This is a genomic window from Maribacter spongiicola, assembly GCF_004364165.1.
GTDB classification, from domain to species: domain Bacteria; phylum Bacteroidota; class Bacteroidia; order Flavobacteriales; family Flavobacteriaceae; genus Maribacter; species Maribacter spongiicola.
This window is the reverse complement of sequence record NZ_SOAY01000001.1, coordinates 1-15,655: the sequence shown is the minus strand read 5'-3', so window position 1 is coordinate 15,655 and position 15,655 is coordinate 1. Positions and strand designations below refer to the sequence as shown.

Genomic DNA, 15,655 nt, shown 5'->3' with positions numbered 1-15,655 from the left:
ATTTCTATTCTAACCAGAGCTTAAAGTCTTTTACCTTTTCTCTACTCACTATTATTTCATTATCGGGATTGTTTTTTAGCTTGATCTGTAATCTCGAATTCGTATACGAAACAATATCTTTTATATGGTCTATATTCACAAAGAACTTTCTGCTGACCCTAAAAAACACCTGTGGTTTTAGTTCATCTTCTAACTGCTCTAATGTTGTATCGAGTAAATAATTACGACCGTCTTTCGTAGCTGCATAAGTTCCTTTGTTTTCGCTGTAAAAGCATTCTACATCTTCTGCGTTTATAATTTTTAAATGTTGACCTACCTTTGCGGTAAATCGCTTTTTATATTCCCGCTCAAGCGGATTGACCAATAGCTTTTTAATGTCTTCAAAATCTAAAGCAATTTTACTTGGCTCACTTGCAGATTTAAACAGCTTTCTATATTTAGCAACCGCTTGCTCTAAATCTTCATCGTCTATCGGTTTTAGTATATAATCGATGCTATTTAATTTAAAAGCTTTAAGCGCGTACTCATCAAAAGCAGTTGTAAATATAATGGCACTGTGTACTTCAATTACATCGAAAATTTCGAATGAGAGTCCGTCAGATAATTGAATATCCAAGAATATTAAATCTGGGTGCTCATTGTTTTGAAACCAATTGATTGACTCCTCTACCGAATGTAGCATGGTCGTAACGGTCAAATCTAAACTTTCTAACATTCTACCCAACCTACGTGCTGCAGGTTTTTCATCTTCGATTATAATGGTCTTCATGGTCTGGATTTATGGTTTTTATAAAATAATGTGCCTAGTCTTGATTTGAGTTTATGTATTTCTGAATTTGACGCTCTTCCCATCTCTTCATATACCCTGTAATATTTCCAAAAACAATAAGTGCATGAATTGCAAGAGCGAATCCCCATACAATGGTGGTGCCGAAGACATTCCAGTTTATCCAATCTAAAAAATCAGGATTACCCAATGCATTTTTATTCACTAAAATGAAAACGAACTTATGTCTCAAGAAGTACAAAATGCCATTTATTAGTAGAAAAACTAGTGCGTGGTTATAGAAACTCTTTATACTGGCCACTTTTGCTTTTGCTCTCTCATATTTAGACAACCTACTAAATTCTTCATTTACAAGATTATTATTTGTGCGTTCAGTATTCATATTATCTAAATTTTTCAGCATCCTTTTTATCCTGCTCTACATACTTACTGATCTGGCGCTGTTCCCAATCTTTACTAAAAAAAGGACTATACCCAAATACTTTAGCTGCATGAAACGCCAAACCTATTCCCCAGAAAAACGGGGTAGAAAATGTACCGAAGTTAAATAGTGCCTCTGAAAATGAAGCTCCGCTAGACATTATACCCATTATTGTAACGGTCATAAGAAATAGATTTACAAGTACATATACAAGTAAGTGAATATAAAACCCTTTCAATTCTTTCACCTTCTTTTGGGCTCTCGCTAATTTATCTGATTGTTCAAATTCGTTTAGTTCCATCTTTGTTTATTTTCTTCTTGTTGTAAAAACTCTTGTAATTTTCTTTCTTCCCAATCGCGATTCATAAACGGATTCAAGTTAAAGATTTTATTTGCTTTAAAAAACAGGCTAATGCTTAATCCGAATACTACCCAAAGAAACCAAGCATATTCCCATTCGTTTAAATAATAATTTAATGCGGCTACAAGTATTATGGTTACAACAGCCGAGGCTACTTTGCCATAAAATTCTTTGATTTCTTCTATTCTTAATTTTGCTTTTTGATATTTTGTATTTTCCATGATCTTCAGTTTAATAGGTTATGATTCTTGCATGAATTCTTTGATTTTTCTCTCTTCCCAGTTCTTACCAAAAAGAGGATTGTATCCGTAGGCATAAAGTCCGTTCATGATTACTCCGAATCCCCAACCTAGTGCGGGAAAAATTGCCCACGGAAAATTTGTAGTGTTATAATTGATATATGCCAAAATCGGAATTACGATGCAGTATGCCAATAAATTGCCATAAAAGCCCTTTATTGCTTCTACTTTTTCTTTTGCCTTTTGATACTTGTAATTCTTGTCGTTTGTGAAGGCTGATTCCATCTTTATATGTTTTAGGTTATTGTTATTTGATTACTATACTTCAAATTTCGGTAGATAACCCAGGTTTTTAAAAAATGAAATACCCAGTTGTAATTTTTAATGACTGAATTGTAAAATGTGATGCTTATAGGTATTAAAACCTTTAAAATCCGTACAAATTCTTTGCACTCTCTATCTGTTGTTCCTCTGTAGTATTAGGATACAGCAAATATTTTGGTGCTATAATAGGCTTTGTACTAGTGATTATAATCTTGGTAATTGTAGCAAATGGAAACTTACCTTCAGTAAGGTATAGTAGTACTTTTTCCATTCTTGAGAAGTCTTTGGATGATTTCTCTATAATCTCGGCAATACCTTTCAACTGGAATCCTTTCTGCTTTAAAATGTCTATAAAACTGATACACACATTTTTATTCGCTCTTATATTTTTAACGGTTTGTGGCGAAGCTATATTTGCTACTATAATAGTATCGTCTTCAAAATAACAGAATATCTCTTTGGGTGATACATTGGGCATGTTATCGGCAGAAGATGTTGCCAGCCAACACAATACACTATCGTCTATAGCCGCTTTTATCTCTTTTGTTAGCTTCATAGTGTAATGTTTTAAAATTCATTTAGAAATTATCTTTCTCCATGAGTTCCTTAATTTTTCTTTCTTCCCAGTTACTACCAAATAACGGATTTAATCCATAGGCCTTTAAGCCATGAGCCAGTAAACCAATACCCCAACCAATGGCAGGGAAAATAACCCAGACAAAACTGGTAGTTCTATAGTTTATAAAGGCAAGTACCGGTATTACAATACAATATGAGGTCAAGTTACCATAGAAGCCTTTAATAAGCTCTACACGCTCTTTAGCCTTCTCGTAGCGCTTGGCACTGATATGAGAATCTTGTGTTTCTCTAAACGAAATTTCGTTCATTAACATCGGTAGGCGCACTTTAAATTCCTTATTTGTTTTAAATATTTGCATTTCCTTTTTCGTGAGAATGGCATAACGCTGACGTATATTCTGCAGTCCCACACCACTACTCTTCTTAACCACCTGTTTTTCTTGAAGATTATTAACGACATATAAATAGTCATCTTCTTCATAAATTCTTATATGTAATGGTTTTGAGGACGTTACCACATTATGCTTCACCGCATTCTCTAATAATAATTGAAGCGATAAGGGCACTATTTTAGCTTCTGGATTGGTAGCCGCATCCGGAATTTCAAATACAATACTATCTTCGAAACGCATTTTTAAAAGACGAACGTAGGTTCTAGCAAACTTTAATTCTTCATCTACCGAAATAAGATTCTTACTCTTCTGCTCTAACACATATCTATATACTTTTGATAGCGAAGTAGTAAATTTTTGCGCCTGCATAGGATCCTCTTCTATAAGGCTTGTTAATACGTTTAAACTATTGAATAGAAAATGCGGATCTAGCTGATTTTTTAAAGCATCAAACTTTGCAGATGCCGAACCTGCTATAATTTTCTGTTCTTTTACCTTGGTATCTTGTAATGCTTTGTAGAAGTAGAATGCATGTAAAAACAACGAAACTACCAGTGTAATGGCTAAAGCACTGATGTAATATTCTAATTTCTCGTTTGCTATAAAATGGTCAAAACTTGCGCTGAACAGTACAACTTCGACAAACCACCTTACCACACCAAATGCCAAAACAGTCAACACTACAGAACCTATAGCCCCATACCATAACCGTTTCTGCGTCTGCTTTTCCCAGCTATAAATATTTGATATAAAGTCGTTGTAATAGGCATTTACGCATGTAAGTACAAAAGAATATATAAAGCTTATCCCCGCAAATTGTAAGACTCTGTTCAGAGTTATATTCTCAAAATCAGAAAATAGTATGTTAAAAATCACCATAACTAATGTTATAATGATACTTGCCCTTAAAACTTTTAAAAAACTACCCATGCGCTTAAAGCCTTACTATTCTGCTTTTAATTCATTAAAATTAGGGATTTACTTTCAGAACTATAATTCTTTCTATAAATACCCTATTAGAAAGCAAACTTGAGAGTTTTTGTAGTTTTAATCAAATGTTATGCTCTCAATTGTTATATCTGGTAGCTGAACTGTATTTTGGTAAGACTCAAACTATCAGCCTCCAATACTGCATTATCAAATTGGCACAAATACTTTTTTAAATATTTTTAATACTTTAGATTAGGGTTTTTAAAATGTGGATATGTGTAATTGTATACATATTCGTTTGTTTTAAAAACATTATGCTCTCTCGTCAATTTTTAAGATATTTTCATAAAGTGAAGTATTATGGCAACAGTAGATAAAATAAGGAATGGATTGATAGATAAAATCTTATCCATACGAAATAAGGAATTTTTGGCGGCTCTTGACAAGATTATTTCTTCAAGTTCTTCAGAAACCGAAATAGTTGAATTATCTGATGAGCAAAAACAAATGTTGCAAATGAGTGAGGACGATATCGCAAATGGACTATTGATTTCGCAAAATGAAATGGACAAACGAAATCTTGAATGGCTAAACGCAATGTAATCTGGACAAAAACAGCGGATATTCAATTTTTTGGAATACTTGAATATTGGGTTAAAAGAAATACATCAACCAGATATTCAAAAAAATTGGTTCGCTTGGTTTCTGACCGCACTAAACAAATAGCAAAATCACCACTAATAAATAAATCTATCGATTTTAAAGATGTTAGAGTTGCTTCTCTAGGTAATTTTAGTATCACAATCGACAGAACCCTAAAAGCCTGTTGAAGATTCTACAGGGCGAAAAATAACGTTTTACAACAAAACCTCCCATAAAAAGTCTTGTTCCAGTTCCTTAAAGTCACTCAATAATTGACTTTCCGGCGGGCAATAAACAATAGCTTTGTTCAACGCTAAAGCTTAAAAGACAAGCCACCGTATATTATTTACTTTTCTGTTGTAGTTCTTTTAACCTTTTCGCAGAAATCTTTACTATTGAAATATCTAATGGCAAAGGAGTCAACGGTGTATCGGTAGAATCTTTTGGCACACCTACTAATTCGTCAACTACATTCATCCCTTTTAGAACATTACCAAAAATAGTATAATCACCATCTAAACGATGTAGACCATCTTTATTTTGTACAATATAAAACTGACAACGTGCCGATAATTTTTCTGAATTACCATCGCGCCCTGCTCCTACTGCCCCATATGTATGTGTTAGTTTAGAATCAAATTCTGGAGCTAATAAATACTCGGGATCATTAAACCCTTCGGGAGTATCTGGGCAACCACCTTGTGCTACAAAATCAGGAATCACCCTATTAAAAGTCAACGAATCCCAATAGCCAGTATTTGCCAACTCTATAAAACTTGCTTTATGATTCGGAGTTTCATCATGCAACCAAACCAAAATTTCTCCCTTCTGAGTGTCAATTTTTCCTATTTCGTATGACTTACAAGCTGTAAACAATACAAATACCCATACATACTTTAAAAATTTCATCTAGCCATACTTTTGTAGACAGTTAAAGTAGTAAAAATTGATGTAAAAAAATTTGTACTTAAATTACCGTCAGCTAAGAAATGGTTAATTTCATATAAAACGATGAAGATGTTCTTAAATAAACAACAGTATTGCAGAGGTTTACTTTCATTTTTTGTAGTGCTATTTTCAGTCATTAACATTTCTTGTAATGGTCAACAAACAGAAAAGAACTCAAGAACTTCATTGAAAGATATTCCATTACAAAAAACGAAATCACCTAAAAATGAATATCAAAGTCCTTTTTTACAACCCGAAATTGATATACCTATAAGCCAATTTGTTCGTAGAATATTTCAAGATAAAAGCGGAAATCTATGGTTTGGCACCAACGGAGACGGCGTTGCAAGGTATAACGGCACTACTCTTGACTATTTTTCTGTCAATGAGGGTTTTGGTGGCATTGCCGTTAGGGGAATTATAGAAGATAATGATGGTAATATTTGGTTCGGTACTGAACGCGGATTAACGAAATACGATGGAAGTTCTTTTGTAAATTTCACAGAAAAAGACGGACTGAACAATGATAATATTTGGAGTCTTTTTATAGATAGTAAGGGCATAATTTGGATAGGTAGCTTGGAAGGAATCAATTTATTTGATGGGCAAAAATTTTCTTCGTTTACTGTACCGGAAGCCCAACCAGATTACAACAGAGGCGTTACTAGTGCTAAAATTATTCATAGTATTATGGAAGACAGCAAAGGTACCATGTGGTTTGCAACTAATGCCGGTGCTTATTATTTCGATGGAAAATCATTAGTAAATCTTTCAGAAAAAGATGGATTATGTGATAATGCGGTCAATGATATTTTAGAGGATAAAAATGGCAATATTTGGTTTGCCACCCACTACGCAGGAGTTTGTTTTTGGGATGGAAAATCTTTCACTAAAATTGCTACAAAAGAAAGAGAGAATAGTACCGAAGTGTGGAGCCTATTTGAAGATACAGCTGGTCAAATTTGGTTTCCGATCGAAAGTTTTGGCGTCTATCGCTACGATGGCGTAACTGCCATAAATTTCAACGAAAACGACGGACTTAAAAGTGGTGCCATACAATGTATATTTGAAGATAATGAAGGGAGAATTTGGCTGGGCGGCTATATGGGATTGTTCCGTTTTAACGGAACTTCTTTTTATAGTGTAAGCCAAAATGGTATTTTAAAAGAATAGACTACAAAACATAACAACATACAAAACAGGTATTTACATATTTTATATTAAAGTTGATCTTTACCATATATTCAATAAACAGAATTCTCTTGACAAAAAATTATTTCAAAATTATATTATAAAAACCCTATTCAACAATGTCCAAAATTATAGACACTCCCGATCAAAATAACCTTAAAATAGGTATGGCTCAAATTTCTCCGGTTTGGTTAAATAAAGACGCTACAATTAATAAAATCAAAGAATACATTATAAAAGCAAGCAATGATGGTTGTGAGCTGGTGGTTTTTGGTGAAGCGTTATTACCGGGCTATCCTTTTTGGGTTTCTATGACCGATGGTGCAAAATTCGATTCTAAAATTCAAAAAGAAATTCATGCCCATTACATCAAAAATTCAATTCAAATTGAAGCGGGAGAATTAGATGAAATTTGTGCACTTGCAAAACAACATAAAATTGCCATCTACTTAGGGTTGATGGAACGAGCAAAAAACAGAGGCGGACACAGTATTTACTGTTCGTTAGTTTATATAAATAGTGATGGCGAAATTAAGTCTGTGCATAGAAAATTACAGCCAACTTATGAAGAACGATTAACATGGGCACCTGGTGATGGTAACGGATTGCGAGTTCACGAATTGAAAAACTTTACCGTTGGCGGACTCAATTGTTGGGAAAATTGGATGCCTCTTCCACGCACTGCTTTATATGGTTTGGGAGAAGATTTGCATATTGCCGTATGGCCCGGATCCGATTATAATACTGCTGATATTACACGATTTATTGCAAGGGAATCAAGATCCTATGTAGTTTCTGTTTCTAGCTTGATGAGCAAGGCAGATTTTCCGACAGATACACCGCATTTAGATACTATTCTTGAAAACTGTCCTGATACTTTAGCAAATGGTGGTTCTTGTATAGCTGGACCTGATGGAGAATGGATTTTGCCCCCAGTTATTGATAAGGAAGGCATTATAACAGCAACCATAGATTTTAACCGAGTACTAGAAGAACGTCAAAACTTTGATTCTGTTGGGCATTATTCTAGACCAGATGTTACAAAGCTTACTGTTAATAGAGAACGGCAGTCTACCGTTGAGATAAATGATTAAAATGGAGAGAACTTAACTGTTCTCTCCATTCAATTCTTTCATAATCTCTGCAAACAATTGATAAGATTTTATACGATCTTGTCCGTCATAAATATTGGTAACAGCGATAAGCTCATCTACTTGAGTATCTGCTATAAATTGCTGTACTTGTTTTTTAACGGTCTCTTTACTACCTATAAAAGAGTATTTCAACATTTGCTGTACAGCTGGGTTCTGACTTAATTCTCGTAAATCATCTGTCATCTCAACAGGTGGTTGCATAAAGGTTCTATTACCCGTCAAGAGCGCAATAATCATTTTATATAATGAAGTAGAAATGCGTTCTGCTTCTTCGTCTGTATCTGCAATAATGATGTTCACTCCCGCAGCAGTATAAGGTTTTTCTAATTCCTTAGATGGCTGAAATTCATTATGATAAATCTTCAACGCATTCATTAAATGTGTTGTAGCAAAGTGGCTCGCAAATGCATAAGGCAAACCTTTTTTAGCAGCTAAATGTGCACTATCGGTACTTGAGCCCAAAATATATAAAGGTACCTCTACCCCTTCTGCCAAAGTAGCACGCACTTTTGCATCGGCATTTTCCGTCGAAAAGTAGCGTTGTATTTTTTCAACCTCTAGAGGGAACGATTGTGCCGCTTGGTAAAAATCTGACCGAATAGCCTGTGCTGTCAACTGATCTGTTCCTGGCGCGCGACCCAAGCCTAAGTCTATTCGGTTAGGATATAGAATCCCTAACGTACCAAACTGTTCTGCTATTATTAGAGGGGAATGATTAGGCAACATTATTCCGCCAGAACCTATACGTATGGTTTTCGTTTCTTCAGCTATCTTACCTATTAAAATTGATGTTGCACTACTACCTATGGCGACGGAATTGTGATGCTCTGCCAACCAAAAACGTGTATAGCCAGCTTCTTCAGCAGCTTGTGCCAAAGCTACCGAATGATCAAAGGTATCTTTCAATGTAGTACCCTGAGATACTATGGCTAAATCTAATATGGAATATTTTATTTTTTTCATACTATTAAATTCATTTATATATTTAAAAGTATCTATATATCTATTGAAAAAAACTACAGATTTTGCAAGCGTAATATATAATTATCCCACACTTCATGATTCAGTGAATAGTTATAATTACGACCAATTTTATGTTGATTTATCAATCCTGATTCTACTAATTTCTTAATATGATGGCTAATAGAAGGTTGTGCTAAATCTAATAAATTACAAGCTCTAGTACACTCTACCTTACCTTGGTTCTTTTGCATGTACTGCAATAATTTTAAACGATTTACATCACTTAATGCTTTTGATATTTTCTCAACTTGTTTTAGCTCCATGATGTTTTCATATATTGATACATGCAAATGTATTTATAAATATTAATTTAAAATACAAATTAGGAAGACCTTAATAATGATTAACTTGACCTTAAGAATAATACTACATTTGAAAAATGAAGAAAATCACTCAATCACCACATTTAGTATTCTGGGTTCTTATTCCAGTTTTACTTTTAATTGGCTATATAGACTCAAATGAAACTATCGCTATCAATATTTATGACACCTATTTTGTAGTCACAATGCTTAATTTAGGTCCATTACTTTCCATTGTTTGTGGAATTATAGGCTTAGGATACTGGATAATCTTTTTCTTAAAAAAAAAATTAATTAATTGGTTAACCATACTACACGCAATAGTAACAATTATCGGATTTCTAATTATTCTATTAATTCCGCTTTTGTCACCTGAACTGAATCAAAATGATCCTTCTCTTAATCTTGAATATTATTTTGATACGCAAGTAATAACTACATTATCGGTACTTGTGGTAATATCTATCCAATTACTATATCCCATAAATATCATAGCTGCTTTAGTAAAAAAGACTAATTAAATTTTCAATGAAACTCGGGTATTAGTAAAACATGTTAACATTGTGCCAAACCTTAACATTTACATTGAATTTTTGATAAAAAAATTAACTTTACAGTTACAAAATTTAAGCTAATAACCACCAATGAATCTTACCATCGAAAACATACTTCTTGTAGGTTCTATTTTACTGTTTATCAGTATTATAGTTGGTAAGACATCTTATAAATTTGGTGTACCTACTTTAATACTTTTCTTGGCTATTGGTATGCTGGCAGGTTCTGATGGTATAGGAGGCATCAAATTTGATGACCCTAAACTTGCTCAATTTATCGGTATCGTTTCTTTAAACTTTATTCTCTTTTCTGGTGGATTAGATACCAACTGGAAAGCCGTAAAACCGATTTTGAAAGAAGGCATCATGCTTTCTACTCTCGGTGTATTGCTTACAGCGCTAACTCTGGGAATATTTGTATACTATGTAACAGATTTTACCATTTATGAAAGTATGCTGCTGGGATCCATTGTTTCTTCAACAGATGCTGCTGCTGTATTCTCTATACTTCGTTCAAAAAACTTGGCATTAAAAAGCAACCTTAGACCTACTTTAGAACTAGAAAGCGGTAGTAATGACCCCATGGCATATGTGCTGACGCTCGCTTTTTTAACGCTAGTAATAAATCAAGATCTAAGCGTACTATCTATTATTCCACTGTTTTTACAGCAAATGATTTTAGGTGGCATCGGCGGATTCGCATTCGGAAAATTGAGCGAGATCATCATCAACAAAATTAAACTGGGTTTTGAAGGTCTATATCCGGTATTGGTAATCGCGCTTATGTTCATTACATTTTCAGCAACAGATGCTGTTGGCGGTAACGGATTCTTAGCGATTTACATCTGTGCGGTGTATTTAGGCAATCAAGATTTAATTCATAAATCCACCATTTTAAAGATGTTCGACGGTATGGCTTGGCTCATGCAAATTGTATTATTCCTTACATTGGGATTACTGGTTTTTCCGTCTCAAATTGTCCCATATTTAGGTATCGGATTACTGATTTCAGTATTCTTAATTCTTGTTGCAAGACCGGTTAGTATTTTTCTCAGCTTAATGTTCTTTAAAATGAAAATGGGCAGAAGATTCTATATCTCTTGGGTGGGTTTGCGTGGTGCCGTACCAATTGTATTTGCCACCTATCCCCTATTGGCAGGTATTGACAAGGCGAACATCATTTTTAGTATCGTATTCTTTATATCGGTATCGTCAGTACTAATTCAAGGAACAACGCTCTCTATTTTTGCAAAATGGTTGAATGTAGCTTTGCCAGATGAAGTAAAACCTATTGCAGAAAACGATAGATATATTCTCAATTTACCAAAATCAGAAATGGAAGAAGTCTCTATACCTTTTAATAGTTATGCTGTGGGTAAACGTATTATAGATTTGCATTTTCCTATGTCTGCTTTTATTGTAATGATAAAGAGAAATAATAAATTTGTACGTCCGGGTGGGTCAACAATTATTGAAGCTGATGATATTCTAGTTTTACTACTAGATAATGAAGAAAGTTTGAAAGAAGTTAATGTAATTCTCGACCAAGCCGTTAGCGCATAATATGAAAAGTACGAATAACATATTCAGAGTTCTATTACTCGTTACAATTTATTGTTTCGGTATATATAGTTCTGCCAATACGTTACTATTTTCTAATGAGGTTGTAATAAGCCAAAGTAATAACAAGCAATCTTTATTTAAAGAATCTACAAAGACCCTATCTCCGCATGCACAGCAATCTGAAATTTCAGTTTCTGATGTTGCCGAAGTATCATCACCTAATTACAAGCTGCCATTTACAAGTTTTAATTCACAAATAAATTATAGTGAATTAGGTTTCGTAGCAAGGTTTAAGCAATACCAACTATACGCGAATACGTTATTGATCAGACATAGAAAGTCTGACCTCATCTTCCCTTTTCATAGTTTCTGGTAATCCATTTTTTTAAAGGTTATCGTTTTGATAACCATATATAACTATTTGATATGATGCTACTTAAAACATCATACAGAAATAAATATATCATATTTAAAAAATTACAAAATGGAATTAGGAATAGCCGCTATTGGTTTAGCATCCGTTGCACTTTGTGCAATGCCTTTTGTTGTAACAAGCAGAAGTAGAAAAACGAAAGAAAAGGAAATGATGTCATCTTTGAATGATATCACTAACAAACATAATTGTCAAATTACGGAACATGAATTTTTTGGTCACTACGCCATAGGTGTTGATGCACAGAAAAAGTTCGTATTCTTTGTTTCAAAATCCGGTGAAGTTTTGAATCAGCAATATGCCGATTTATCTACTATCAAAGCGTCTGAAATTACCAACATCAGCAAATCGTATGCAAGAAAAGAGAAAGTTACAGAGCGATTGCTTTTGAATCTTTTCTCTAGAAAGGTAAACGAGCCGGACACGGTTTTTGAATTCTATAACGCCGATGTTAACTACCAATTAAGTGGAGAATTTCAGTCCATAGAAAAATGGAACAAGGAGATTAAAAATTTACTTTAAAATAAATAATAAACTTTTTACCAAAATTTAATTCAATAACGAAGCGAAGAGTATATCTTATCTAACAAGAGAAGATTTGCTGTTCGCTTTTGTTTTTTAAAACGTGAAAATTTTATTAGCTTGTAAAAGCACTTCATTATGTATTAGAAAATGAAATTATTTGATATAAAGGTTGACCACAGTAAAAATTTGCTTCCGCAGGGCGGAACAGTCAATTATTACGGAAAAATACTTACCCAACAGGAATCTGAGGATTACTTGGACAAACTACTCAATAATATTGTTTGGAAGAATGATGAAGCTATCATCTTTGGAAAGAAGATTATTACCAAACGTAAGGTAGCTTGGTACGGTGAAAAGCCATTCGAATACACCTACTCTAATACTACAAAACAGGCGTTACCTTGGACTTTAGAATTGCTAGAACTAAAACAAAAAATAGAACAAAAAACGGGAGAATCCTTCAACTCATGCCTGCTAAACTTATATCATGATGGTAGCGAAGGTATGGCTTGGCATAGTGATGGAGAAAAGGACTTAAAGAAGAACGGAGCCATTGCCTCCCTTAGTTTTGGAGATGAACGTAAATTCGCTTTTAAACATAAAGAAACTAAAGAAAAAGTAGAATTGGTTTTAGAACATGGCAGCTTATTGATTATGAAAGATGAGACGCAAACGAATTGGCTTCATCGCTTGCCGCCTACAACTAAAAGCAAGAATCCCAGGGTTAATTTGACTTTTAGAACTATTGTGGAAAAATAGAACTACAATTCTCCTCTGCATTTTTGATTGGCTAGCGTGCTCATCATAATTTTTACTTTAATTTTGCAGCATGGTCAGAAATGTACAGTTACGGTTAACATTAAAAGAAGAAGGCACACCTAACGGATTAGAAATTCGTACTGCAAAATACCTAGGTCTCGAAGATGGTACTTTTAAAATCAAAGTGCTTAGAAAGTCTATAGATGCTCGTAAACCTAAAATCTTCTTTAATTACAAACTGGCAATCTATATCAATGAACCTGCCCCGAGCGATACGCTAAATTTTAAATATAAAGATGTATCGAACGCAAAACCAATCCATATTGTAGGATTCGGACCAGCTGGTATGTGGGCTGCATTACGTTGTTTAGAAATGGGTTACAAACCTATTGTTCTTGAACGAGGTAATAATGTAAAGGATCGTAGAAGAGATTTAAAAGCCATCAACCAAGACCATCGAGTAAACCCAGAAAGTAACTATTGCTTTGGAGAAGGTGGTGCTGGCACGTATTCTGACGGTAAATTATACACCAGAAGTCTTAAGCGTGGAGATGTACGTCGCATTTTCGAGAGCTTAGTTTTTCATGGTGCTACCAACCAGATTCTGGTAGATGCCCATCCGCATATCGGGACGAATAAACTCCCCAAAATTGTTCAGAATATTAGAGAAGTAATTCAGCACCATGGTGGTGAAATTCACTTTAATACTAAAGTGACAGATTTCGTTATAAAAGACAATACGCTAAAAGCAATTGTTTTAAACCAAAAAGATGAAATGGCTGTTGAGCGAGTAATCTTGGCAACGGGACATTCCGCGCGTGATATTTTCGACTTGCTACATAAAAAAGATATTGCACTTGAAGCAAAATCATTTGCCATGGGTGTTCGTGTAGAGCATCCGCAACATATTATAGATAGTATTCAATATCATTGCTCTGGTGAGCGTAGTGAGTTGCTACCTGCGGCTTCTTATAGTTTGGTGGAACAAGTGAAAGAACGCGGAGTGTACTCTTTTTGTATGTGTCCTGGCGGATTCATAGTTCCTGCAGCAACTGCACCTGGTGAGGTTGTCGTGAATGGAATGTCTCCGTCGAAACGAAATAACCTGTATGCAAATTCAGGAATCGTTGTTGAAATAAACGTTGATAAAGACATTCCTAAATACGAGAAATTCGGAGCGCTTAAAGGATTAGAATATCAAAAGGCTTTGGAACGTTTAGCTTTTACCTCTGGTGGAAGAACACAAACTGCCCCCGCACAACGACTAACTGATTTCGTAGAAGGAAACTTATCCGTTGACCTTAACCCTACTTCATATCAACCAGGATTGAACTCCGCTCCCCTGCACTCCCTATTACCAAAACTTATTGGTGGTAGATTGCGTCAAGGTTTTAAAGCTTTCGGTGATAAAATGCACGGATATTATACAGCGGAAGCAAATATTGTCGGTGTAGAATCAAGAACCTCATCACCTGTTAGTATCCCAAGAAATGAAAAATTAGAACACCCGGTTATAAAAGGTCTTTTTCCATGTGGTGAAGGTGGCGGCTATGCTGGTGGTATCGTTTCTGCCGCTATGGACGGCGAACGCTGCGCCGAAGCTGCAATGGCGGGACTTTAATTGGTTGTTGGTTGTCCGTTGATGGTTGTCCGTTGATGGTTGTCCGTTGATGGTTGTCCGTTGATGGTTGTCCGTTGATGGTTGTCCGTTGATGGTTGTCCGTTGATGGTTGTCCGTTGATGGTTGTCCGTTGATGGTTGTCCGTTGATGGTTGTCCGTTGATGGTTGTTGGAAAATAACAATTTTGCTAAGCAAAATTGTTATTGCCAGTAGTCTTTCCTCTCTATTCTATTTTCTCTTTTCTACTTTATACTTTGTACCTAATACTTAATACTGTAAACTGTAACTAGCAACTGAAAACCGAACACTGAATACTGAATACTGAATACTGAATACTAAAATTTAAGCCATCTTAGGCTTGTTAGCCTTAGTCAAAAAGTTCAAATCCCTTTTAATTCTAGAATTTTTGAATTTGTATAAACGAGCTACTTCTGTTTTCGCTTCTAAGTTGATTTCGTAAGTGGTTTCTGTAACGATTGTCATTTCAACTGTTTCAACCTTTACTTCTTCAGTAGTGTTTTGTGCTTGAGCAGTGAAGCTTAAAAAGATGATGAAGATTGTTACGATTATTGTTTTCATGACTTGCGTTTGTTACAATAATAGAACGCCGCAGACCTTGTTTTACCGGGTGGTGATTCGCTGAAAAACCCCTAATAATCGTTACTTGACACAAGTTCGGGTAAAGTGTAAAATCGCATCGATAAACGACATCACCCCCAAAAACAACTTAGCGATTTTAAGTGTCGTTAAACGATATCTTGTTTAAATTCAAATTAAAAAAAGAAGAAAGAATATAGAGAAGAGAAAATAGATGTTGGTTGTTGGTTGTTGGTTGTTGGTTGTTGGTTGTTGGTTGTTGGTTGTTGGTTGTTGGTTGTTGGTTGTTGGTTGTTGGTTGTTGGTTGTT

20 protein-coding genes are annotated in these 15,655 nt (G+C 34.7%); 9 read left to right on the top strand and 11 right to left on the bottom strand.

Annotation, left to right across the window (positions count from 1 at the left end; genetic code table 11):
- Positions 1-4 precede the first annotated feature (4 nt).
- The 7 genes from CLV90_RS00110 to CLV90_RS00080 all read right to left on the bottom strand — a co-directional run bounded on the left by CLV90_RS00110 (position 5) and on the right by CLV90_RS00080 (position 4,033).
- Entirely contained in the window at positions 5-769 is a 765-nt protein-coding gene (locus CLV90_RS00110; RefSeq protein WP_133685502.1) for a LytR/AlgR family response regulator transcription factor, read from the bottom strand.
- A gap of 34 nt (positions 770-803) precedes the next feature.
- Entirely contained in the window at positions 804-1,190 is a 387-nt protein-coding gene (locus CLV90_RS00105) for a 2TM domain-containing protein (RefSeq protein WP_133685501.1), read from the bottom strand.
- Complete coding sequence (locus CLV90_RS00100) at positions 1,171-1,509, bottom strand: 2TM domain-containing protein (RefSeq protein ID WP_133685500.1); 339 nt, start codon at positions 1,507-1,509, stop codon at positions 1,171-1,173. The genes CLV90_RS00105 and CLV90_RS00100 overlap by 20 nt, the downstream gene beginning before the upstream one ends.
- Positions 1,500-1,790 (bottom strand): 2TM domain-containing protein, encoded by a 291-nt coding sequence (locus tag CLV90_RS00095; protein WP_133685499.1) that lies wholly within the window; start codon positions 1,788-1,790, stop codon positions 1,500-1,502. Before CLV90_RS00095 ends, CLV90_RS00100 begins: the two co-directional genes overlap by 10 nt.
- 18 nt (positions 1,791-1,808) lie before the next feature.
- Positions 1,809-2,093, bottom strand: a complete 285-nt coding sequence (locus tag CLV90_RS00090) for a 2TM domain-containing protein (protein ID WP_133685498.1) — start codon at positions 2,091-2,093, stop codon at positions 1,809-1,811.
- Between the two features lie 142 nt (positions 2,094-2,235).
- Entirely contained in the window at positions 2,236-2,688 is a 453-nt protein-coding gene (locus CLV90_RS00085; RefSeq protein ID WP_133685497.1) for a pyridoxamine 5'-phosphate oxidase family protein, read from the bottom strand.
- A 22-nt stretch (positions 2,689-2,710) separates the two neighbouring features.
- Positions 2,711-4,033, bottom strand: coding sequence for a 2TM domain-containing protein (locus tag CLV90_RS00080; protein ID WP_133685496.1), 1,323 nt, complete (start codon positions 4,031-4,033; stop codon positions 2,711-2,713).
- Between the two features lie 390 nt (positions 4,034-4,423).
- Between CLV90_RS00080 and CLV90_RS00075 the strand changes: the two genes are divergently transcribed.
- Positions 4,424-4,636 (top strand): hypothetical protein, encoded by a 213-nt coding sequence (locus tag CLV90_RS00075; protein WP_243835230.1) that lies wholly within the window; start codon positions 4,424-4,426, stop codon positions 4,634-4,636.
- A 381-nt stretch (positions 4,637-5,017) separates the two neighbouring features.
- On the opposite strand, the gene CLV90_RS00065 is transcribed toward CLV90_RS00075, so the two are convergent.
- Positions 5,018-5,584, bottom strand: a complete 567-nt coding sequence (locus CLV90_RS00065; RefSeq protein ID WP_133685494.1) for a peptidylprolyl isomerase — start codon at positions 5,582-5,584, stop codon at positions 5,018-5,020.
- A gap of 108 nt (positions 5,585-5,692) precedes the next feature.
- On the opposite strand from CLV90_RS00065, the gene CLV90_RS00060 reads away from it, so the two are divergent.
- Together CLV90_RS00060 and CLV90_RS00055 are read left to right on the top strand one after the other, a co-directional pair.
- Complete coding sequence (locus tag CLV90_RS00060; protein ID WP_166638509.1) at positions 5,693-6,796, top strand: ligand-binding sensor domain-containing protein; 1,104 nt, start codon at positions 5,693-5,695, stop codon at positions 6,794-6,796.
- A gap of 137 nt (positions 6,797-6,933) precedes the next feature.
- The gene (locus CLV90_RS00055; protein ID WP_133685492.1) at positions 6,934-7,908 is read left to right on the top strand and encodes a carbon-nitrogen hydrolase family protein; all 975 of its coding nucleotides are present in this window, start codon (positions 6,934-6,936) and stop codon (positions 7,906-7,908) included.
- Positions 7,909-7,920: 12 nt separating this feature from the next.
- On the opposite strand, the gene CLV90_RS00050 is transcribed toward CLV90_RS00055, so the two are convergent.
- Positions 7,921-8,931 carry an LLM class flavin-dependent oxidoreductase gene (locus tag CLV90_RS00050; protein ID WP_133685491.1) on the bottom strand — a complete coding sequence of 337 codons (1,011 nt, stop codon included), beginning with the start codon at positions 8,929-8,931 and terminating at the stop codon, positions 7,921-7,923.
- Positions 8,932-8,984: 53 nt separating this feature from the next.
- Positions 8,985-9,281 (bottom strand): ArsR/SmtB family transcription factor, encoded by a 297-nt coding sequence (locus CLV90_RS00045; protein WP_243835229.1) that lies wholly within the window; start codon positions 9,279-9,281, stop codon positions 8,985-8,987.
- A gap of 89 nt (positions 9,282-9,370) precedes the next feature.
- Between CLV90_RS00045 and CLV90_RS00040 the strand changes: the two genes are divergently transcribed.
- From CLV90_RS00040 to CLV90_RS00015, 6 genes are all read left to right on the top strand, one after another.
- Complete coding sequence (locus tag CLV90_RS00040) at positions 9,371-9,814, top strand: hypothetical protein (RefSeq protein WP_133685490.1); 444 nt, start codon at positions 9,371-9,373, stop codon at positions 9,812-9,814.
- A 123-nt stretch (positions 9,815-9,937) separates the two neighbouring features.
- The gene (locus CLV90_RS00035; RefSeq protein ID WP_133685489.1) at positions 9,938-11,410 is read left to right on the top strand and encodes a potassium/proton antiporter; all 1,473 of its coding nucleotides are present in this window, start codon (positions 9,938-9,940) and stop codon (positions 11,408-11,410) included.
- Position 11,411: 1 nt separating this feature from the next.
- Entirely contained in the window at positions 11,412-11,786 is a 375-nt protein-coding gene (locus CLV90_RS00030; protein WP_133685488.1) for a hypothetical protein, read from the top strand.
- Positions 11,787-11,894: 108 nt separating this feature from the next.
- Positions 11,895-12,365, top strand: coding sequence for a hypothetical protein (locus CLV90_RS00025; RefSeq protein ID WP_133685487.1), 471 nt, complete (start codon positions 11,895-11,897; stop codon positions 12,363-12,365).
- A 150-nt stretch (positions 12,366-12,515) separates the two neighbouring features.
- Complete coding sequence (locus CLV90_RS00020) at positions 12,516-13,127, top strand: alpha-ketoglutarate-dependent dioxygenase AlkB family protein (protein ID WP_133685486.1); 612 nt, start codon at positions 12,516-12,518, stop codon at positions 13,125-13,127.
- A gap of 70 nt (positions 13,128-13,197) precedes the next feature.
- Positions 13,198-14,748: an NAD(P)/FAD-dependent oxidoreductase gene (locus tag CLV90_RS00015; protein ID WP_133685485.1), complete on the top strand. Its 1,551-nt coding sequence runs from the start codon at positions 13,198-13,200 to the stop codon at positions 14,746-14,748.
- Between the two features lie 342 nt (positions 14,749-15,090).
- Here CLV90_RS00015 and CLV90_RS00005 read toward each other — a convergent pair whose 3' ends face one another.
- A complete protein-coding gene (locus tag CLV90_RS00005; protein WP_133685483.1) occupies positions 15,091-15,327 on the bottom strand; it encodes a hypothetical protein in 237 nt (78 codons plus the stop codon).
- Between the last annotated feature and the right edge of the window lie 328 nt (positions 15,328-15,655).